17 protein-coding genes are annotated in these 22,189 nt (G+C 33.2%); 6 read left to right on the forward strand and 11 right to left on the reverse strand.

The window, feature by feature from the left end:
• The first annotated feature begins 404 nt into the window (after positions 1-404).
• Entirely contained in the window at positions 405-1,799 is a 1,395-nt protein-coding gene (locus MHZ36_RS07565) for an amino acid permease (protein WP_239230818.1), read from the forward strand.
• A 170-nt stretch (positions 1,800-1,969) separates the two neighbouring features.
• Here the strand turns inward: MHZ36_RS07565 and MHZ36_RS07570 are convergent, their stop codons facing one another.
• On the reverse strand, positions 1,970-3,049 hold the full coding sequence (locus MHZ36_RS07570; protein ID WP_239230820.1) for a CdaR family transcriptional regulator: 1,080 nt from the start codon (positions 3,047-3,049) through the stop codon (positions 1,970-1,972).
• Positions 3,050-3,181: 132 nt separating this feature from the next.
• Between MHZ36_RS07570 and MHZ36_RS07575 the strand changes: the two genes are divergently transcribed.
• Genes MHZ36_RS07575 through larC form a run of 5 tightly spaced genes read left to right on the forward strand, consistent with a single transcriptional unit; the run spans position 3,182 to position 8,503 of the window.
• Positions 3,182-4,330: a glycerate kinase gene (locus tag MHZ36_RS07575; RefSeq protein WP_239230822.1), complete on the forward strand. Its 1,149-nt coding sequence runs from the start codon at positions 3,182-3,184 to the stop codon at positions 4,328-4,330.
• Between the two features lie 58 nt (positions 4,331-4,388).
• Positions 4,389-5,648: a nickel-dependent lactate racemase gene (gene larA / locus MHZ36_RS07580; RefSeq protein ID WP_239230824.1), complete on the forward strand. Its 1,260-nt coding sequence runs from the start codon at positions 4,389-4,391 to the stop codon at positions 5,646-5,648.
• Positions 5,649-5,670: 22 nt separating this feature from the next.
• On the forward strand, positions 5,671-6,501 hold the full coding sequence (gene larE, locus MHZ36_RS07585) for an ATP-dependent sacrificial sulfur transferase LarE (protein ID WP_239230826.1): 831 nt from the start codon (positions 5,671-5,673) through the stop codon (positions 6,499-6,501).
• 17 nt (positions 6,502-6,518) lie between these two features.
• On the forward strand, positions 6,519-7,298 hold the full coding sequence (larB, locus tag MHZ36_RS07590; RefSeq protein WP_239230829.1) for a nickel pincer cofactor biosynthesis protein LarB: 780 nt from the start codon (positions 6,519-6,521) through the stop codon (positions 7,296-7,298).
• Complete coding sequence (gene larC / locus MHZ36_RS07595; RefSeq protein ID WP_239230830.1) at positions 7,295-8,503, forward strand: nickel pincer cofactor biosynthesis protein LarC; 1,209 nt, start codon at positions 7,295-7,297, stop codon at positions 8,501-8,503. Before larB ends, larC begins: the two co-directional genes overlap by 4 nt.
• A gap of 145 nt (positions 8,504-8,648) precedes the next feature.
• On the opposite strand, the gene MHZ36_RS07600 is transcribed toward larC, so the two are convergent.
• The 10 genes from MHZ36_RS07600 to MHZ36_RS07645 all read right to left on the reverse strand — a co-directional run bounded on the left by MHZ36_RS07600 (position 8,649) and on the right by MHZ36_RS07645 (position 22,055).
• The gene (locus MHZ36_RS07600) at positions 8,649-9,638 is read right to left on the reverse strand and encodes a Gfo/Idh/MocA family protein (RefSeq protein ID WP_239230832.1); all 990 of its coding nucleotides are present in this window, start codon (positions 9,636-9,638) and stop codon (positions 8,649-8,651) included.
• A 168-nt stretch (positions 9,639-9,806) separates the two neighbouring features.
• Positions 9,807-11,192: a D-xylose transporter XylE gene (gene xylE / locus MHZ36_RS07605; protein ID WP_239230834.1), complete on the reverse strand. Its 1,386-nt coding sequence runs from the start codon at positions 11,190-11,192 to the stop codon at positions 9,807-9,809.
• Between the two features lie 18 nt (positions 11,193-11,210).
• The gene (gene xylB / locus MHZ36_RS07610) at positions 11,211-12,701 is read right to left on the reverse strand and encodes a xylulokinase (protein WP_239230836.1); all 1,491 of its coding nucleotides are present in this window, start codon (positions 12,699-12,701) and stop codon (positions 11,211-11,213) included.
• A gap of 5 nt (positions 12,702-12,706) precedes the next feature.
• Entirely contained in the window at positions 12,707-14,029 is a 1,323-nt protein-coding gene (xylA, locus tag MHZ36_RS07615; RefSeq protein ID WP_239230837.1) for a xylose isomerase, read from the reverse strand.
• A gap of 144 nt (positions 14,030-14,173) precedes the next feature.
• Entirely contained in the window at positions 14,174-15,325 is a 1,152-nt protein-coding gene (locus MHZ36_RS07620; protein WP_239230838.1) for an ROK family transcriptional regulator, read from the reverse strand.
• Positions 15,326-15,500: 175 nt separating this feature from the next.
• Entirely contained in the window at positions 15,501-16,907 is a 1,407-nt protein-coding gene (locus tag MHZ36_RS07625; protein ID WP_239230840.1) for a sugar porter family MFS transporter, read from the reverse strand.
• A 52-nt stretch (positions 16,908-16,959) separates the two neighbouring features.
• Complete coding sequence (araA, locus tag MHZ36_RS07630) at positions 16,960-18,381, reverse strand: L-arabinose isomerase (protein WP_239230842.1); 1,422 nt, start codon at positions 18,379-18,381, stop codon at positions 16,960-16,962.
• Positions 18,382-18,399: 18 nt separating this feature from the next.
• Positions 18,400-19,095, reverse strand: a complete 696-nt coding sequence (locus MHZ36_RS07635; protein WP_239230844.1) for an L-ribulose-5-phosphate 4-epimerase — start codon at positions 19,093-19,095, stop codon at positions 18,400-18,402.
• Positions 19,064-20,695, reverse strand: coding sequence for a xylulokinase (locus tag MHZ36_RS07640; protein WP_239230846.1), 1,632 nt, complete (start codon positions 20,693-20,695; stop codon positions 19,064-19,066). Before MHZ36_RS07640 ends, MHZ36_RS07635 begins: the two co-directional genes overlap by 32 nt.
• A 286-nt stretch (positions 20,696-20,981) precedes the next feature.
• The gene (locus MHZ36_RS07645) at positions 20,982-22,055 is read right to left on the reverse strand and encodes a GntR family transcriptional regulator (protein ID WP_239230848.1); all 1,074 of its coding nucleotides are present in this window, start codon (positions 22,053-22,055) and stop codon (positions 20,982-20,984) included.
• Positions 22,056-22,189 lie beyond the last annotated feature (134 nt).

A 22,189-nucleotide genomic window follows, 5' to 3' on the forward strand; every position in this document is an offset into this window, starting at 1 on the left:
TTTGAAGTCATATGTTCGAATATCTAAATATCGAGACATTAAATTGTATAATTAATTTATCATAGAATTATTTAGTAATAACTTAATTCAATTATATTTAGTAATACTAATTTTGTAAAGCGCTTTCAAAATAAATGACAAATAATTTTTCTAAAATCTAATATAAATATTGAAATTGGCTTATTTTTCTATTTTCCAGAAGATAAATAATTAAAATCACAAAAAGTAAAGCTATTTACGTACATTAACCTCATTTATAATCAAAATTTTCAGTAACTTTTTTTCTGTATTACATATCAATATTAGATTAATTTCTTATACAAATGATATAATAATTACATTAACTTTCTAAAGGGGTCTATAAAGTTAATGATTATATAAAAAAATTAAACAGGAGATTTCTTATGAAGACTGAACTAAAAAGAGATTTATCATCTAGACAAATACAGATGATAGCCTTAGGGGGAACCATTGGGGTCGCATTATTTATGGGTGCTTCAAGTACAATCAAATGGACTGGCCCATCGGTATTGATCTCATATATGATTGCAGGTATATTTGTATTTTTAATTATGAGAGCACTTGGAGAGATGGTTTATACATATCCAGAAACTGGTTCTTTTGCTAAATTTGCAACAGATTATATCCATCCTTCATTTGGATACATAACAGCAAGTAGTAGTATTTTTAATTGGATTGTCGTCGGTATGAGTGAAGTTATAGCGGTTGGTACATATATGAAATTCTGGTGGCCAGATTTGCCAATATGGATACCAGGATTATGTGCTGTAATCATTTTATTATCAGCCAATTTGATTTCTGTAAAATGGTTTGGAGAATTTGAATTTTGGTTTGCATTAATCAAAGTTATTACAATTATTTTAATGATTGTAGCCGGTCTAGGTATCATCATTTTTGGTTTTGGCAATGGATTCAAACCTGTCGGTATCAATAACTTATGGTCACATGGTGGTTTCTTCACAAATGGATTCAGTGGCTTCTTCTTTTCACTATCCATTGTCTTTGGTTCATACGTTGGTATAGAACTTATTGGGACAACTGCAGGTGAAGCTAAAGATCCACAAACTACAATCAAAAAATCTGTTAACAGTGTGGTCTATAGAATATTAATATTCTATATCGGTTCAATATTTATTATTGTTTCAGTTTATCCATGGGATGAAATTAATTCACTTGGTTCACCATTCGTACTCACTTTTGCCAAAGTAGGAATTACTGCAGCTGCCGCGATTATAAACTTTGTTGTTATCACTGCAGCAATGTCCGGTTGTAATTCAGGTATTTTCAGTACAAGCAGACTTTTATATACTTTAGCAGAACAAGATCAGGCACCTAGCATTTTTAAGAAAACAAACAAAAATGGTGTGCCACATTATGCAGTCATCGCTGTATGTACAGGTATCGTTGGAGGCGTTGTATTAAGCATTGTCTTACCTTTAATACTAGGTAAAGACACAAACTTATTTGTTTATGTATACAGTGCTGGCGTCATTCCTGGTTTCGTACCTTGGTTCGCAATTTTACTAAGCCATATCGGTTTCCGTAAAAAAGAGCAAATTAAAGATCATCCCTTTAAAATGCCTTTTGCACCATACTCAAATATCATTACATTAATTATGTTAATAGCAGTAGTGATTGGTATGTTATTTAATCCCGATACGCGTATATCCGCATTTATTGGTTTAGGATTTGTAATCATTAATACTGCTTATATTTTAATTAAAACAAAGCGTACAACTAACAAACAAACCGAGATAGAAACAACACAAGATTTTTAAAATCACATATTTAAATTAAACTGTCGACAACGCTTCATACATTTGTCGGCAGTTTTTTTAATTGTTTATTATTAAAATAATCTTACTCAAAACTATAAATCATTGTACATATGTTGTTTAAGATTAATTACACAAACCTTGAAACTCTTTTTATAAAGTCTATTAATGGATTAACACCACATAGCAAGTTGCAATTTCACGGCGTCATTATATATTCGCGGATCAAGTCCAGTAACTTGTTGGCACTTTGTTAATCTATATAGCAAAGTATTGCGATGTATGTACAATGCCTTAGCAGTTTGGGTTATATTTAAATTATGCTCGAAAAATGACTGCAACGTTTTAATTGTTTGATTATCAATATTTGCTAATATTCTTTTTTTATAGCGCGTTCTAATTTCACTATTAATTTGATATAACAATGTTTGTGCCTCGACATCCTCAAATGAAACGACTGATTGTTCGTGTTCATTTAACAGAAACACCAATTCACATTCTTCATATGCCTTTTTAAAATCATTCAAACTTGTAAAAACAAGGCTAGATGCCATTTCTATAGCTAAATTTAATTGCATAAAAACTTGATAGATTCGGGTTATTTTATCATTTAGTTTTGTCTTATCATCATCAGTCACTAGTATGACGATGCGATTATAATTAGTAAATGCAATTACAAACGATTGCCTATTCATTTTATTTGATAACATACGCACGATGCTATTTTTTGAAAATATTTGCTTTTCTATATCCACAATAATACATTTACGTAAAGTTAATAGTTCCACATTCAATTGTTGCGTTAAATACCTAATAAAGGTCTTGGAGGGTTCCCCTTTAAGCAACTCTTCAATAAGTAATTCTTGACTACGAATATTCCCTTCCAATTCATAAGTGAAATAGCTTTGTGATAATAATAACTCTGTCGACATTTTAACTACATCGGCAATTTGCATTAATTGTTGTGGATTGCCTGTTAATCCAATCACACCAACAAGCTCATCATGAAATATAATAGGTAAATTTATACCTGGTTGTGTTCCTGCCAAATACTTACAATCTGTTTCTGTTAAAGTAATTGTCCGCTCTAATTCAATTGCCCGTTTCGCTCCGTAATGTATGTTTCCAATTCTTTTTTTATTATATGAAGCAATAATAACGCCATTATAATTCATAATATTGATATTACTTCTTGTTCGTTTAACAGTTTCATCTACAATCAATGATGCAATCTCTTCTGTTAATATTTCCATCCCTTCACAACCTATCCTTTATATACAAAATATAACTACTATTTTTGTATAGTTTAACTCTATTTTCTGACAATTAAAATCGATACAATAGAATAATAAAATATAGTAAACGTTTTCAAGGAGGATTAGCTTTTGAATATTATACTTGCCCCCGATTCATTTAAAGGTAGTATGACCGCTACCCAAGTCACAAATTTAATGCAAGAAAGCATTTCATCTATTTTTCCTAAAGCCGAATTACAGTCATTACCCATGGGGGATGGTGGCGAAGGAACTATGGAAGCACTTATTAACGCTACCAACGGACAGCTATTTACAGAATCAGTAACTGGACCTTTAGGTAATATAGTACAAGCTACATATGGCGTGTTAGGAGATGGCGAAACCTGTGTAGTAGAAATGGCAGAAGCATCAGGACTAAAGCATCTCAAAGAATCACAACTCAATGCTTTAAAAACGACTACATACGGTACTGGTGAATTGATATTATCAGCTTTAAATAAAGGATATAAGCATTTTATTTTAGCTATTGGTGGTTCTGCCACAAATGATGCAGGTGCCGGTATGTTACAAGCATTGGGTGCTAAATTATTAAATAAACAAGGTCATTCAATTGGTTATGGAGGCGCTGAATTAGCCAATCTTCATTCCATAGATTTAACCGCATTTGATTTAAGAATAGCCCAAGCATCATTTATCGTAGCCAGTGATGTTAATAATCCCTTAGTTGGACCAAAAGGCGCTTCATTAGTATTTGGTAAACAAAAAGGTGCTACTGACAGAGAGCTACAAATATTAGATAACAACCTTCACCACTTCGCTGATATTGTCGAACTAACATCTAACACGCACCTACATGATTTTCCTGGTGCTGGTGCCGCTGGAGGATTAGGTGGTGCATTCAAAGCATTCTTCCCTAGCCAGTTCCGCAATGGCATAGACGTAGTTATAGAATATAGTCAATTCAATCAGTATGTTTCAAATGCTGACTTAGTACTTTCTGGCGAAGGGAAAATAGACCATCAAACTTTATACGGTAAAACGCCAATCGGTGTTGCACGATGTGCACAGCAATATAACGTCCCCGTCATATTAATTGGTGGTACTGTAGATATCGCAATAGAGAAACTTCATGAACACGGTATTTTAAGTGCTTTTAGTTTGGTAGATGGTCCGAAATCTTTGCCTGACACACTCGCAAACTCAGAAAAGCTTATACAAGGTATAACTAAAAACATAGTTTCTACTTTTTTCCATAGTGAAATACAGAGAGCACAATAATGAACAGACCTGTAGATTCATTCGATCCCTTTTGGAACAAATAAGGAGGTAAACGTAAATGAAAGCTAATATTTTATATGGTAAATCTAGTGTCGAGTTAGATTTGCCAGATCATTCAGTTCGTATAGAACCAACTGATCAGCCCGCATTAGATCAACCTGAGCAAGCAATTCAAGATGCCTTAGCATCGCCAATTGGTATACCACCATTAAAAACTTTAGTCCATGAAGATCAAACAGTGGCTATTGTTATCAGTGATATTACAAGACCAACGCCTAATCATATTCTTGTACCTTTAATTATTGACTGTCTAAAACATGTACCGGTAGAAAATTTTGTCATTATCAATGGCACAGGAACTCATAGAGATCAAACACGCGAAGAGTTAATTCAAATGTTAGGTGAAGATATCGTAAACAAAGTGAAAATCGTTCATAATCATTGCAACGACAAAGCTAGTTTAAAGAAAGTTGGCCATAGTAAATATGGGTGTGATGTCTATTTAAATAAGGATTACGTCGATGCTGACTTTAAAATCGTTACTGGCTTTATTGAACCGCACTTTTTCGCGGGATTCTCAGGTGGTCCAAAAGGAATCATGCCAGGTATTGCTGGTATAGAAACAATTATGACCTTCCACAATGCCAAAATGATTGGAGATATGAGATCCACATGGGGCAATATGGAAGACAATCCAGTACAAGCTATGACCCGGGAAATTAATGCAATGTGTAAACCAGATTTCATGCTTAATGTCACACTAAATAAATCTAAAGACATCACTGCTGTATTTGCAGGTGAGCTATATGAAGCACACGATATTGGATGTGCTTATGCTAAATCTCATGCAATGTTTAAATGTGATAATAGATTCGATGTAGTTATCGCATCCAATTCCGGATATCCTCTAGATCAAAATTTATATCAAACTGTTAAAGGCATGAGTGCCGCACACAAAGTAGTTAAAGAGGGTGGCAGTATTATTATGTTCTCCGAATGCAGTGACGGTTACCCTAATCATGGCAACTTTGCCGAAATCTTAAAAATGGCAGAGTCCCCACAAGAATTATTGGATATGATAAATGATCCTAAATTTGGCATGCTAGATCAATGGCAAGTCCAAAAACAAGCTGTTATTCAAACCTTTGCTGATGTATATCTCTATTCAACACTCACAAATCAACAAACTACAGATGCAATGTTACACCCAGTAAATGATATTAAGGAAACATTAGCACAACTCACTGAAAAATACGGTCAAGATATGACTATAGGCGTCATGCCTTTAGGTCCACTGACAATACCCTATGTTGAATAATTATTTTTAGGAGGAACCATTTATGAATCAAAATACAATTGTAGAAAAAAACCAAAAACTAACAGAAATTATAAAACCATTAGGTACTGTTTTAGTCGCATTTTCAGGTGGTGTAGATAGTAGCTTCGTCTTAAAAAAATCAATAGATGTCTTAGGTAAATACAATGTTAAAGGTGTTATCGTGAAATCTGAATTATTTAGAGAAGAAGAATTTAATGCGGCAAGAGAATTAGGCAAGTCGTTAAATGTAGAAATTATAGAAACTGAAATTGCAGAATTACAAGATCCTCAAATTATAAAAAACACGCCTGAAAGCTGGTATCACAGTAAGCGACTATTATATGGCGAACTTGAACGCTTACGTGAAGTATATAAATTTAACTACGTATTAGATGGCATGATTATGGATGATTTAGATGATTTTCGACCTGGACTCAAAGCAAGAACAGAATTTCATGTTCGCAGTATCTTACAAGAAGCAAATTTATACAAAAGTGAAATTCGTGAATTAAGCAAACAATACCATATACCTGTTTGGAATAAACCTGCCCTTTGTAGTCTTGCATCACGTATACCTTATGGCGATCCACTAACTTTCACTAAAATTAACAAAGTTAACGAAGCAGAAAAATTTATTTCTAGCTTAGGTATCGAGCATGTCCGTGTTCGTTATCATAATAATATTGCACGAGTGGAAGTATCTGAACAACATATACAAACCGTTATTAAATATCGTAACGAAATCACATTACGCCTAAAAGAATTCGGATTTGATTACGTTACAGTGGATTTAGAAGGATATAGAACAGGTAGTATGAATGAAGTAATTAATACTACGAATCAATTAATATAGAGAAAATAGGTGATCCAATGAGTCATAATAATCAGTCCATCGAAGCACTTTTGACAGCAGTTCAGTCACAGACTATCTCTATAGATTCCGCGATGGAACAATTAAAACACTATAATGATGTTGGATTTGCTAAAGTAGACCTACATCGTAAGCAACGCCAAGGGTTTCCTGAAGTTATATTCGGTGAAGGCAAGGATGCCCAGCAAATAAAAATAATAATAGAATCACTCCTAACAAAGGATGAAACAATATTAATTACAAGAATCAACAAAGAGAAAGCTGATGAGATTTTAACGCAATATCCTCAACTAGCATACTATAAAACTGCAAATATACTAGCAACTCCAGTGTCATCAATAGCTAAATCATACAATAAAGCTGCAATTATTTGTGCCGGCACATCTGATTTGCCAATTGCAGAAGAAGCAGCTATTACAGCACAAGTGATGGGCGTCGAGATTGAACGTTTTTATGATGTTGGTGTATCCGGCATCCATCGATTATTCGACCAACTGGAATCTATTCGTAAGTGTAAGGTATCCATTGTAATTGCTGGTATGGAAGGTGCATTATCTAGCGTGGTTTCTGGGTTAGTAGATCATCCAGTTTATGCTGTCCCAACAAGTGTAGGCTACGGCGCAAATTTAAATGGCATCACCACGCTATTGTCTATGATTAATTCATGTGCTCCTGGTACAAGCGTCTTAAATATTGATAATGGTTTTGGTGGTGGCTATAATGCTGCGATGCTCATAAACATGTTAGAAAAAGAAAAATATTCGGAGGAATCTTTATGACTCAATCGTTATACTTAGATTGTCATGCTGGTATTGCAGGTGATATGTTACTTTCTGCTTTAATTGATTTAGGCGCAGATATTGATTATATAAATCATCACTTAAAGACATTACCGCTCAATGACTTTGAACTACATTTTTCAAAAAAAGATAAAAATGGTATCCAAGCAACTACTTTAGATATTACATTCGAGGAGTCTCACCACCACCGTACGGCTAAAACGATTTATGATATCATTCAACAAAGTACATTACCAAAACGTGTAAAGTCACGTAGTACAAGTGTTTTTGAAGTAATTGCACATGCTGAAGCACAAGTACATGGCATGAATGTAGATGATGTTCATTTCCATGAAGTTGGTGCTATGGATTCAATTATAGATATCATTGGTTGTTGTTTAGCACTAGAAGATTTAGCAATCGATACAATTATAGCTTCACCAGTACCAACGGGGAATGGCAAAGTAAAAATTGCACATGGTGTTTATCCTATTCCTGCACCTGCTACTGCAGAAATATTAAAAGGTATCCCGCTTGCCACTTTTGACGTTCAAGGTGAATTAACTACACCAACAGGCGCGGGATTTATCAAAGCACTTGTTGACGATATAGGTCCAATGCCAAATATAGTAATCAATAACATCGGTTATGGTGGTGGTAGTAAAGACTTTGACTTCCCTAATGTAATCAGAGCGATACAATTTACTACTAATCGTAATACAATCAATAACAAATCAACTGAAATTGACCAGACACCTAATCATGTACAAGTTATAGAATGCCAAATTGATGATATGACAGCAGAAACACTTGGCTTTCTTGTTGAGCAATTATTTGATAATGGGGTCTTAGATGCCTACTATACACCGATTATTATGAAAAAAAGTCGTCCGTCTACACTACTAACGTTGATATGTCGTCTAGAAGACGTCTCATTTTTTGAATCGTATATCTTAAAAAACACTTCATCTTTAGGTGTCAGAAGTCACACAACACAAAGACAAACTTTACTAAGAAACTTCACAAAAATAACGACCAAATACGGTCCAATTTCTGTGAAGTTAGGTCTATTCAATCAAAAAATCATTAAAACCAAACCTGAGTTTGAAGATGTTAAAAAAGCTGCAATACACGCAAATGAACCTATTTTAACTGTTTATAAATACATCGAGTCAGAAATACAAAACCAAATATTAAATATGTAACTTCTATGTAATTAAAAAGGTAGTTCACACCGTTAACTGTACATGTATCATCACCTTTACTAGAAATGATACAGTACTTACTTTATCACGCGTGTAAACTACCTTTTTTGTATTATTATTTATTTTAATATACTGTGTAATAATATTATACTTTAGAAGGTCCTACCTTAAGATTAGCACTATCTAACGCCAACTCTAAGACTTCTACAACCTGAATACTATGCTCTAACTGAGCTTGTGCGAGTTCATAATCTTTATTACGAATCATTTGTATCATCTTTACAAATTCTTCATGCATACGATGTTCAAATTGATTTAATTGATATAGCTGTGTGCCACCATCAATATGATTCACTTCAAAGGATTGTAATTCATTGGTTGGTCCCTGAATATGAATCGTAGCTTGATCCCCTTGTATATATGAATGATTATCTGAATTAGAATCTTTTGCTCCGATACAAACAACTTTCAAATCATCATAGTCTAATTGTAAAATTCCTGAGGTATCGATATTTTTTTCAACATTTGCAAAATAAGCTACACCCTTAGGTTTACCAAACAGACCTACTGCTAAATGTACATTATAGACATTAATATCCATTAATGCTCCTCCACCCATTTCTGGATTAAAGGCAGGCTGAATGATATCTTTTTTAAAATTATCATATCTAGATGAATATTGAGAATAGTTGAACTGAGCAATCTTAGTTTCACCGATTTCTTGAATTGTATTCTTCAGTACATCATAATTCCCAAGATATAGATTTGTAATCGCCTCAGTAATTATAATATTTTTCGATTCAGCAATTGTTTTTAAAGACTCTAATTCTGCTCTTGTTAATGTAAAAGGCTTTTCACATATAACATGTTTACCATGTTCAATTGCTTGCTTAGCATAATAATAGTGTAAATGATTTGGTACAGCAATGTAGACTATATCTAAATCTACATCTTGTAAAAATTGAGCATAGTCATCATAGACATTTTTAATATTAAACTGCTTTTGCAGATCATTCACATTTTCAGGATTTCTGCCTGTTGTAACAATACTTTGAAATTCAACATCAGAAATTTGTTCCAAAATAGGCAAAGCCTCTTTCACAATTTTACCTGCACCAACAATACCAATATTCATATTTAAACCCTTCTTCCCCTTGAAATTTGTAATTCACTTATATGTAAGCATAATCTTTATACATTATTTGTCAATTCATATTATTTTTGAATTTTTAAATAAATAAAAAACACTTCAGCATTAGTAAAAATATACTTATAACTGAAATGTTTATATAAATTTATATTTCTATTTCCATACCGACTCAATTTCCTCTAAAGTTTTCCCTTTCGTTTCAGGGATAAACTTCCATATAAATATTCCAGACAATATACTCATTAAGGCATAGAACCCATAAGTCATTGTACCACTGATATCCATCATAAATGGATATGTAGATGTAATAGTAAAGTTAGCAAGCCATTGAACTGCTACAGCAATAGCCATCGCTGAACTTCTAATTCTATTAGGGAATATCTCAGATAATAATACCCATATAATAGGACCCCAACTCATCATAAACGAAGCAGTATAAACCACCATAAACACTAATGTGATGATACCAAATGTCCCATTTGCAGTAAGTAGACTCATGCCAATCATGCCGATAGCCATGCCCGTTGAACCAATAATAAGTAATGGTTTTCTACCAAATTTATCAACATAGATAATTGCAATAACAGTAAAAACGACATTAACTAACCCCATTACAACCGTTTGAATCATAGATGCATTACCTCCTGCACCTAAGTTTTCAAAGATGCGTGGTGCGTAATATAACGCAACATTAATACCAATAAATTGTTGAAATATTGATAAAACGATACCAATAATAACGACAGTTTTACCAAAGCTAAATAAAGGTGCTTTAACATCTTTTGTCTTATTTTTAGTGGTCAATATTTCATTCAATACCGTTTGTGCATGGTTCTTTGAATTATAAATTCTATTCAATACATTTAATGCCGCTTCATTTTTATTCATTAATGTCAAATACCTGGGTGTTTCCGGTACTAAAAATAATAATAGAAAGAAAATAGCAGCTGGTATTGCAGCGGTCATAAACATATAGCGCCAACCAATATGGTCTATCCAGTCTTGGCTTTGACCAAATGTTATACCATAATTCACAAAATAGACCACCAACATACCAAAGATAATTGCAAATTGATTCCAGGATACTAATGTACCTCGAATAGATGATGGTGAAATTTCACTAATATACATTGGCGAAATAGCAGATGCTAAACCAACACCAATACCACCTAAAATACGATAAACGTTAAACGTTAATAATAAACCCAAACTTGCATGACCTGGTTCGAAAAATATAAATTCTGGGTAACCTGACAATAAAGCAGATACAATAAACAAAATAGCGGCAATTTGTAACGATCTCTTTCTACCAAATCTGCTAGAAAAATATGATGATAAAAATCCACCTATCACACAACCAATGAGTGCACTAGACACTGTCATTCCATGAATAAAACTGCCATATTGAGCTGTTAAATAACGTTGCAACGATTGTTCTGCCCCTGATATCACTGCGGTATCATATCCAAATAATAGACCACCCAATGTAGCAATTAGTGCAATTGTAAAAATAAATTTCTTATTATTATAAGATGACATGCTCCCATCCCCTTATTACTACTTATATTGAACTAACTTTTTCGACAATGCTTGCGTATTTTCATAAACTTCTTTATAAATGTTATAAATTTCTTTATACGTTTCTAAGTCACTATTATCACTTGATAATGAACTATTATATTCAATCCAAGCAGCACTTAGATCTTTGAATGAATCAAACCAACCTGCTCCCACCGCAACTAACATTGCCGCACCATATGCCGGACCTTGTTCTTCTGTTCTAGTAATGACATCAGTTTCAAATATATCTGCCTGCATTTGCAACCATGCATTATTTTTTGCGCCGCCACCGATTGATACAATTTCTCTATTATCATGTACATCATTTTTGATAATTTCCAGACTATCTTTTATAGAAAAAGTAATACCTTCTAGTACCGACCTTTTCATATCTGCCATGGTCGTATTAGCATCTAGCCCTATAAAACTACCTCTTACTGCTGAATCATTATATGGCGTACGTTCACCTAACAAATACGGCGTATATACGAGTCCATTTGATCCTGCCTGAGATGAAGTTATTTCTTTTAAAAAACTGTCAAAGTTTTCTTCACTATTTAATAAATCTTTCAACCATTGCAGACTATAACCAGCAGATAAAGTGACACCCATAATGTATTTTTGCTCTGGCACACAATGATGGAAATAATGTACCTTACCGTCGTTTTCATAGGCTGTACTATTTTGAATAGCTAATGCAACCCCAGATGTACCAATACTTACTAAGCGTTTTTGTTCATCGGTAATACCTGCGCCTAATGCACCACAAGCATTATCTGCACCACCTTGGTAAACCTTTATATTGGCATTACTATTGAATTTCTTCATAATCTGTTTCTTTATCGAACCATTGTAGCCATGTGAAGGTATAATATCAGGACAAATGTGTGCATTAATTTTTAATTTATCCAATATAACTGTAGACCACTGGCCATTTTTGACGTCAAACATTATTGTTCCAGATGCATCTGATGGTTCTGTATAAATATTACCTGTCAATTTATACGCAACATAATCTTTAGGTAACATAAATCGATCAATCTGCTGATAATTTTCTGGCTCGTTATTTTTCAACCATATTAATTTGGGTAAAGTAAATCCTTCTAATACTGTATTTTGTGTTTCTTTTAATAGCAATGGTAAACCTAGCTCAGACTTTAACCATTCGACTTCTTCATAAGTTCTAGTATCATTCCATAAAATAGCTGGCCTAACAACTTCACCCTGCTTATCCACTACTACTAAACCATGCATTTGTCCTGAAAAACTAAGTCCAGCTACTTCAGAGGCCTTATATTGTTTAAAGACATATCCTAGACTTTCCAATGCCGCTTCATACCAAATATTCGGATCTATTTCGCTATATCCTGTATGTGGATGCTCTGTCTTGTATTCAACACTATAACTATCGTTTACTTGACCCTTTTCATCTACTACAATCGTTTTCAATCCACTCGTACCAATATCCATGCCAATAACATAGTTCATCGTAATCAACCTTTACAATTAATATTTAATATATATTGATTAATTTGTGACTTCACCACTTCTAAATGATCAGAATCATTTTTAATTTCAGTAATAGATAAAGCATAATCTTCTAACTCTTCTAATGTGATTGCACCATTTATGATTTTTTGACCAATACCAGTTTGATACGAATCATATTTTTTATTCACAATGTTTTCAAAAAAGTTATCTTCAATCATTTGATGTGCAATCCTTAGACCTAAGGCAAAAGCATCCATCCCAGCAATATGTGTTAATACCAAATCTTCTTGTTTGAATGACGTACGTCGTGGTTTAGCATCAAAGTTCAATCCACCTGGTGTTAATCCACCATTTTTCAAAATTTCATACATTGCGAGTGTAGTGTCGTATATATCAGTAGGAAATTCGTCTGTATCCCACCCCAATTGAGGATGTCCTTGATTAGCATCTACAGAACCTAACATATTGTTATCACGTGCATATCTTAATTCATGTTGGAATGAATGTCCCGCTAATGTCGCATGGTTGGCTTCTATATTGAATTTAAACGCATGATCTAAATTGTATTTTTGTAAAAATGCATGTGCCGTTGCTACATCCGTATCATATTGATGTGTTGTCGGCTCTTTCGGCTTAGGTTCGATTAGGAATTGACCTTTAAAACCAATTTCTTCTGCATAAGCGATAGCCATTTTAAAGAAATTCGCTAAATTATCTAACTCTAATTTCATATCGGTATTCAATAGACTTTCATAACCTTCTCTACCACCCCAAAAAACAAAGTTTTCTGCATTTAATGTTTTTGCAATTTCTAATGACTTTTTGACTTTTGCTGCAGCATATGCAAAAACGTCTGCATTTGATGATGTAGCAGCACCGTGAACAAAACGCTGATGTGTGAAGTTATTAGTTGTATTCCATAATAACTTCTTGCCAGTTTCGTCCATTTTTTCTTTTATCAATGCAACAATCACATCTAAATTTTCATTTGATTCTTTTAATGTTTCTCCTTCGGGAGCAATATCAATGTCATGGAAACAGAAGTATTCAATACCTGTTTTTTCCATAAATTCAAATATTGCAGATACACGAGCTTTAGCTTTATCCATATCATTTAATTTATCCCAATCCCTAATAGCAGTACCAACACCAAATGGATCTGATAAATCGGCAGTAAATGTATGCCAATAAGCTACACTAAACCTCAAGTGTTCAGCCATCGTTTTGTCTCCAATTTTTTCTGAAGCATTATAATATTTAAAACTAAATGGATTTGTAGATTTTGGACCTTCATACTGAACTTTTTCAATATCAAAATATGTCATGAGTAATTCCTCCTGTTTTAGTTAGTTAGTTTAATAAACTAACTAACTTTTTATTTACTATACCACTACAAGAAAATTTTGTAAACGCTTTCTAAAATTAAATAAAAAAAACCTTTTAACTTTATTCGTTAAAAGGCTAACTAGTTATTTGAAATTTAATTTAATGTCTTGGATATCCAAAATTTGTTGTGTAATCGCAATTGATGCCCCCATTAATGTTGCATATTTAACATTCGAGGTTATAGCTATATTGTTATTATTAGGATTAAACTTGCATGACACTCTTTTAATCTTTTCAAGTAATTCTGGTATTTCATTGATTAAAGGACAATTAATATAAATCATCTCAGTATTCATTTGTGAATTTAAGTTATGTACCAATACAGCAATTCTCTTACAGAACAATTCTAATGATTGAGTGACAATATAATCACCTTCTACGTAGTGTTTTTTAACTTTATCTACTGTCATCGTGATGTTAAGTTGTTTAGTTAAATATTGAATAATTGCTTCTTGTGAACATAAATCTTCAATTTTAAGATATGTTGGTTCATCTGTTGAAAAATTAGTAATTAAAGTCTTACCTATTTCTCCTGCTTGCCCCGCATTTCCACGATATAATTTTTTATCGATGATTAATCCTGCTCCTATACCTTTATGTATACTTAGAGATATTAGGTTATTAATTTCGAGATTCCCTTGATAGTCGCGCTCATATATGGCTGATAAATTGGCTTCATTTTCTAATATAACTGGCACATTCGTCACTTGTTTTATCGCTTCGATTATCGATATATCTTCTAAATCATGAAACGGCAAGTCTATGATTTCTTGCTGTTCATTGACGATGCCATGAACCGATATAGCTACACCTAACAAACCAAATTCTGTTTTATAATAGTCTTCTGTATCCACATATTGTTTAATCATTTCTAAAATATCACTCATTTTATTACTTTTAAGTGGGATAGACTGATGTTTCATAGTCTCTCCATCAAAATAACTATACAAAATTTCTAATGAGTAATATGCGATATCTATCGAAATTGTATAACCAAAGTCTTTATTTACTTCTAATAGAATTGGCTTTCTACCACCACTTTTGGTACTGTCTCCTTGGCCTACCTCAGTTACAAGTTTTTTATGCTTTAATCTATTTAGTAAGTTGGATATCGTTGCCTTATTGATCTCTAAATTTTTCGATATCTGAACTCTGGAAATATAGCGATTATTGAATATTTGTTGTAGGACTTGTCGTTCATTATCATCTAAATTTAAAGCCTCCACTTCCTCCATTACTATTCACCTCACCTAACTATCATTTTGAGTGCTGAAACATAGCCCTCAATACTGCATTCAATAATTTAACTATAGCATACCCTAATTCAACTATGACAAAAAAAATTACAGTCACAATTTCTGTAACTGTAATCTTAAAGCACAATTTAGGCTTTTAATATACCCTCTAAATTTAACTACGTTTTACGTTCACATGTTTTAAATCAATCTTTTCTTCCGTACCACAAAATGTTTCGATTTCTTCTAAAGTTTTGCCTCTCGATTCGGGAACACATTTTTTAACGAATACAACACCTAGTATACAAATCACACCAAATATTGCGAAAACTATTTCTTGTGGAAAATGTGTTGTCATAATAGGGAATAATAATCCAACTAAAAATGATCCAAGCCAATTTAATGATGAAGCTACACCAGATGCGAATCCTCTAATTGTTAATGGGAATATTTCTCCTACGAGAACCCATGTCAATGGCGCCCATGTAAACGAGTAAAATGCTACATAAATACTTAAAAATATTACAATGATGATTGGATTAACATTCGGCGCAATAAGCTTAATTATCGTAGGTAATATGAACGATAACCCCATCACCGTGCCACCAAGCATTAACAAAGTTCGACGATTAAATTTATCGGCAATCCAAATAAATAATAATGAACCTAAAACAAGTATAATTCCTTGAATAATCGGCCATAGCAAAGCTGAACTCGCTGAACTACCTGTCGCCTGCTCAACTATAAGTGGAATATAATAAAATATAGCATTAGCGCCTTGGAATTGTTGAAATGCAGCAACCCCCAAGCCTGCTATAACTAAATATTTATACTTACTATTAAACAGTGTACTCAATGTATGATTTGTTGCTACTTTATGTTCTTTTAAAATCGTACATCTTATTTCTTCAAATTCTTCTTCAACATGTTTTGCCTTTCTTAAATTCATCAAGACATGTTTCGCTTCTTCAACCTTACCATTTTTTATTAAAAATCTAGGTGATTCTGGAAGTTTCAATACACCTAAAAATAATATTAAGGCAGGTACTGCAGCAATTCCTAACATCAATCTCCATCCAAGTTCAATAGGTAAATCGCGTAATAAAAAGTCAACGATATATGATAATAACATACCAGAAACAATCATCGTTTGGTTTAAGCCAGATAATTGACCTCTAAACTTAGCTGGAGCCATTTCAGACATATATGCAGGTACCAATGCTGATGCTGCACCGACGGCTAAACCAAGTATCACTCTTGATACAACTAAGAAATAATCTCCTTGATGTGGTGCAACACCTGATAATACAGATCCCACTACAAAAATCAATGCAGAAATGAGAATCATTTTTCTACGTCCTAATTTATCTGATAACCGTCCAGCTAAAATCCCTCCAAATATAGCACCTAGCATAACTGAAGAAGTAATCAATCCTATAATAAAACCACTATTAATGCCCCAATCTTCCCTTAAAAATGGTAACGCTCCGGTCATTACACCGATATCATAACCAAAAAGGATACCTCCAAATGCGCCAAAGAAATAGATAAAACTATTGGACACCTTACTGTTTGTTTTCATCCCATTCACCCTCTTTTTACCTTTCGCATGTACATGTTTCAAAACGTTGTGCTTATTTAATTACGACATACTCCGCTTCAAACATCCTAATTAACGTTTCCACTTGATTCGAATTCAAAGTAAGGGACAATACTGTATGGTGTCCGCCACCTTCTTCAATCCATCTTCGAACACCTTCTTCAAGCGTTGGTTTTGTCTGCCATAATACTCTCGCTACCGGTAAATTTGGTGCAGGTGTATCTATTTCTTCCGCTGTAATTTCATTGATGATAAATTTATAATGTGTTCCTAAATCTAACATCGTTACTACAATACCTTCACCCGATTGACCATCAAATACCAAACGTGCAGGATCATTTTTATCACCAATACCTAAATGATCTACGACAATTTTTGGCTTAGTTGCTGCTAAAGTAGGATCTACTTCTAACATATGAGAACCAAGTATATATTGCTTATCACTTCTCATATCATACGTATAATCTTCCATAAAACCTGTCGCTTTATTTTGTGTAGCTATCTTTAATAATCTATCTAACGCTGCCGTCTTCCAGTCACCTTCTCCTGCAAAACCATATCCTTGCTCATTTAAACGTTGAACTGCTAATCCAGGTAATTGTTTCATACCATGTAAGTCTTCAAAATTTGTGGTAAAAGCTGTATAACCTCCCGAATCTAAGAAGTGTTTAATTGCAACTTCATATTTAATTTGCTCTCTCACTGATGCATTAAATTCATCTTTACTATAACCTCTGTAATCAAAGTCATATTTTTCCTGATACACTTCAAATAGATTATCAATTTCGTCATCACTAACTTTATTAATATATGCAACTAAGTCTCCAATTCCAAAGTAATCTACAGTCCAACCAAATTGAATTTGGGCCTCAATCTTATCTCCTTCGGTAACGGCAACGTTTCTCATGTTATCACCAAAGCGCGCAACCTTAAGATTAAAACTTTCATTATAAGCATTTGCTATAAGCATCCATGATTTAATATCTTCCAATGTTGCTTTGTCTTTCCAATGTCCAAAGATTATCTTATTATTTTTGTCTAAACGCTTATTAATAAATCCATATTCTCTGTCTCCATGCGCAGATTGATGTAAATTCATATAATCCATATCAATTTTTTCCCAGGAAATATTGTCATAAAATTGTGTTGCTAAATGAAGTAATGGTTTTTGTAATATTTTTGTACCTCTTATCCACATTTTCGCAGGTGAAAATGTGTGCATCCACGTAATTACACCAGCAATATCATCTCTGTAATTTGCCTCTTTCATAATTTGTGTAATCGTATCTGCCGTTGTTGCTAATTGCACTTGTAATTCAATATCAAATGGTAAATCTGCATGCATATTCAAATAATCGGTTATATCTTGCGCATCTGCTTTCACCTTTTCCAATGCTTCATCACCATATAATGCTTGTGAACCAACAACAAACCAAAATTTTTTCTCTGTAGTCATAACTAATTTCCTCCTTATTTATTTTTGTCCGTAATATGCGTTAATACCGTGTTTTCTCTCGTAATGCTTATTCAAAATAGATTGTGGTAGCGCTTTCGCAGAACTGTTTAGTTGTTGCGTAAATAGATTCATTTTACATACTTCTTCTAATACAACTGCATGCATTACTGCATGTTCACAATCCTTTGCCCATATGAATGGCGCATGTCCCTGTAATAAAATGGCAGGAACTGCTTTCGGATCAATACCTCTTTCTTTAAATGTTTCGACAATGACATTACCAGTTTCATATTCATAATCATGCTTAATTTCATCATCAGTTAAAAAACGTGCACAAGGGACAGCACCATAAAATGTATCCGCATGTGTCGTTCCCATTGCTGGTACGTCCATGCCTGCTTGTGCCCAAATTGTTGCCCATGGAGAATGTGTATGAACAACGCTGCCTATATCTGGAAATGATTTATAGAGTACAGCATGCGTGGGCATATCCGATGATGGTTTCAAATTTCCTTCCACCACTTCACAGTCCAAGTTACAAACCACCATATCTTCAGGACGCATAACATCATAATCAACACCGCTGGGTTTAATAACAAATAACTGTGTATCTTTGTCAAATGCACTCACATTACCCCAAGTGTATTTTATGAGCCCTCGTTCAGGTAATTCTAAATTCGCTTTATAAACTTCTAGTTTTAATTTTTCTAGCATTTGCTTCACCTTCTAAATAATGGGATAGTTGTTGCTCTATTGGTAAGCCTATTTTCGTCTTATGAATATAGTCGTTGAAAATTTCCACTTCTCGTTTCGTTGCTGAAATTGTCGTTTCATCTACATTTGCAAACACAACATCTTCAAGATATTTTGTTAATGACATCTGCTCTTTCAATGTTGCATATCGTGCTAATATACTGATGCCCCATGCACCACCTTCACTGGCATTATTCATAACTGTAATAGGGGCATCCATAGCGGCACTCAGTACTTCTTGTGCAATACGTTTTGTTTTAAATATGCCACCGTGTGCAATCAATTTACGTATTTTGATATTTTCATTTTCTTTTAACAAATCCATTCCTATTTTCAATGTACTAAAGGCACTAAAAAGTTGTGTTTTCATGAAATTACCAAGTGTAAATCGGTGATTCGGTTCTCGAACAAACATTGGATAACCTACTTCTACTTGTGTAATATTCTCTCCGGATACATAGCCATAAGATAGTAAACCACCTAGGTCATCATCACTATTTAATGACTCACCAAATATTTGTCCGTACAAATCATCAGATGAAAATGTCACTCCCATAGTGTTAAGCACCTGTTCGAATAAATTCATCCAGGCATTAATTTCTGATGTACAATTATTCGTATGTACCATAGCAACTTCATTACTTGATGGCGTCGCTACAATATCTACTTCTGGATAAACATTCTGTAGCGGATCTTCTAAAACTATCATGGCAAATGCACTCGTACCTGCTGAAATATTACCAGATTGCGGCGTAATTGAATTCGTTGCAACCATACCTGTACCAGCATCACCTTCTGGTGGGCACATGATACAACCACTTTCCAAATTACCTTTTGGATCTAATAGTCTTGCCCCTTCATCAGTTAGCAATCCAGCATGTTCACCAGATACTTGAATTTTAGGCAAAAGATTGATTAATGTTTTATCGAAGCCCTTACTTTTAAATAATATATCTGCTTTATCTAATAAATCAGTACGATAAATTTGTTTCTCTACATCTACAGGAAACATTCCAGAAGCATCACCAATACCTAACGTTTTCTCACCTGTAAGATACCAATGAATATATCCTGATAATGTCGTAATATAATCTACTTTAGCAATATGTGATTCATTATTTAATATCGCTTGATATAAATGTGCAATGCTCCATCTTTCTGGAATATTAAAATTAAATACATTTCTTAAAGCATCAGCCGCTTCACCTGTATAACTATTTCTCCATGTTCTAAATGGAACAAGTAAATCTTCATGCTCATCGAACGCTAAATAACCATGCATCATGGCACTAATGCCAATGCTATTGACCTTGCGCAATGTTAAATTAAATCTTTCTTGAAGTTTTTCTGCCATGTCGAGATAGCTTTTCTGTAAACCAATCCAAATATCATTTACAGAATATGTCCAATATCCATCTATATAATTATTTTCCCATTCAAAACTTCCGGAAGCTAACGTATTAAAATCTGCATCCGTTGCGACTGTTTTAATTCTCGTAGATCCCAACTCTATGCCTATTGATATATCTGAACTATCATTGATACGTTTAGGACTTTGCATTGCAAACACCTCTTTTGTAATCGTTTTCATATAAATCATAATTCATTTGTCCGTACATGTCAATATATTATTATTTTTGTCCGTATATATCAGTGGGTGAAATTAACCTCTTCTAAACAAAAAGGAGTGGCATAGAAATCTTAAAAAAGATTTTTGGGCCACTCCAATAAAGAAATCTATTTTTGAAACACCTTGATTTAAGGTTATTTCAATTTAATTGCAAAATTTTAAAACAAAAAGATAGTCTGATTTATTAATCATATCTATCCTAATTTTTTATTTCAATTCACTTTACAGAACTTCTCTCTATAATATAAGTATCAATTAACTCTGAAGGTTGTATTTTCCCTGTTTCTATTGTACTTAGCACCCAATTCGCTGCCTTTTCACCTAATAATTCTTGTGGGTGTGAAGTTGTGGTAAGATCTACATCTTCTAATTTACTCAATACAGAGTTATCTTCACCAACAATAGACATATCTCTTGGGATTGAAACCCCACGTTTTTCTAATTTTTTCATAATATAATACGCAATTTGGTCATTATAACAAACCACTGCCGAAACTTGAATTTGTTTCGACACAACATGTTCTACAAATTGATCTAACACAGATAATTTACTTTCCGTATCATATGTATAAATGTATTCACTTTTAAATACTTTATTGTCTTTTTCAAAAGCATTAAAATAACCTTTCATACGTAACTTACCTTGATTATCATCAATCTTTGTAATTAAAGCTATATTGTCATGACCTTTATCGATTAGATACTTTGTAGCTAGATGGCCGGATTTAATATCGTCGATTGCAATATATGGTAAATTTAGTTCTTCATATTGGGCATTAATAGATAAAATAGGAATATTTCGTTGTTTAAATAATGAATAATACGACAAATTTGGATTATAGACATTACTTTTTGTCGGTTCCACAATTAAACCTTTAATACCTTGGTTTAGCATCATTTCTAAACATTGTCGCTCATCTACATGATTATTATTCGTACTCGCCAAAATTAATGAGTAGCCATTTTCTCTTAAAACCGTCTCAATGCCACGTATAATACTTGGAAAGATATAGTCAGATAAATATGTCACAATTAGCCCAATCTTTTTTGAGTTATTATTTTTTTCAGTATTTAAAAATTCATAACTAACATATGATCCCGAACCTTTTCTTTTGTTAATATAACCATCAGTAACGAGCAAATCCATAGCTTGTCGTATTGTATAACGACTCACACTATATCTGTTTTGAAATTCTTTTTCAGTAGGTAGTAAAGAGCCTACTTGAAATTCTTTATTAATAATTTTATTTTTGATTTCATCTGCGATTACTTGATATTTAGGCTTATTCATAAAATACAATCTCCTAGTTCTAACGATATGTGCTTATTTATTGTTAGTATATCATACAACCGTACAATTCAATTTATTTCAAAAACCACATTTTTATAATGCTTTTTTGTGATTAAGTATATTAACTTTCTAAA

Origin of the sequence: Staphylococcus sp. ACRSN (genome assembly GCF_022346615.1) — a bacterium.
Classification (GTDB): Bacteria; Bacillota; Bacilli; order Staphylococcales; family Staphylococcaceae; genus Staphylococcus.

Bases quoted from the DNA above. Each gene is read 5' to 3' on its own strand.
- MHZ36_RS07565 (WP_239230818.1), top strand. From the start codon at position 405: ATGAAGACTGAACTAAAAAGAGATTTATCATCTAGACAAATACAGATG.
- MHZ36_RS07570 (WP_239230820.1), bottom strand. From the start codon at position 3,049: ATGGAAATATTAACAGAAGAGATTGCATCATTGATTGTAGATGAAACT.
- larA (WP_239230824.1), top strand. From the start codon at position 4,389: ATGAAAGCTAATATTTTATATGGTAAATCTAGTGTCGAGTTAGATTTG.
- larE (WP_239230826.1), top strand. From the start codon at position 5,671: ATGAATCAAAATACAATTGTAGAAAAAAACCAAAAACTAACAGAAATT.
- larB (WP_239230829.1), top strand. From the start codon at position 6,519: ATGAGTCATAATAATCAGTCCATCGAAGCACTTTTGACAGCAGTTCAG.
- larC (WP_239230830.1), top strand. From the start codon at position 7,295: ATGACTCAATCGTTATACTTAGATTGTCATGCTGGTATTGCAGGTGAT.
- MHZ36_RS07600 (WP_239230832.1), bottom strand. From the start codon at position 9,638: ATGAATATTGGTATTGTTGGTGCAGGTAAAATTGTGAAAGAGGCTTTG.
- xylE (WP_239230834.1), bottom strand. From the start codon at position 11,192: ATGTCATCTTATAATAATAAGAAATTTATTTTTACAATTGCACTAATT.
- xylB (WP_239230836.1), bottom strand. From the start codon at position 12,701: ATGAACTATGTTATTGGCATGGATATTGGTACGAGTGGATTGAAAACG.
- xylA (WP_239230837.1), bottom strand. From the start codon at position 14,029: ATGACATATTTTGATATTGAAAAAGTTCAGTATGAAGGTCCAAAATCT.
- MHZ36_RS07620 (WP_239230838.1), bottom strand. From the start codon at position 15,325: ATGGAGGAAGTGGAGGCTTTAAATTTAGATGATAATGAACGACAAGTC.
- MHZ36_RS07625 (WP_239230840.1), bottom strand. From the start codon at position 16,907: ATGAAAACAAACAGTAAGGTGTCCAATAGTTTTATCTATTTCTTTGGC.
- araA (WP_239230842.1), bottom strand. From the start codon at position 18,381: ATGACTACAGAGAAAAAATTTTGGTTTGTTGTTGGTTCACAAGCATTA.
- MHZ36_RS07635 (WP_239230844.1), bottom strand. From the start codon at position 19,095: ATGCTAGAAAAATTAAAACTAGAAGTTTATAAAGCGAATTTAGAATTA.
- MHZ36_RS07640 (WP_239230846.1), bottom strand. From the start codon at position 20,695: ATGCAAAGTCCTAAACGTATCAATGATAGTTCAGATATATCAATAGGC.
- MHZ36_RS07645 (WP_239230848.1), bottom strand. From the start codon at position 22,055: ATGAATAAGCCTAAATATCAAGTAATCGCAGATGAAATCAAAAATAAA.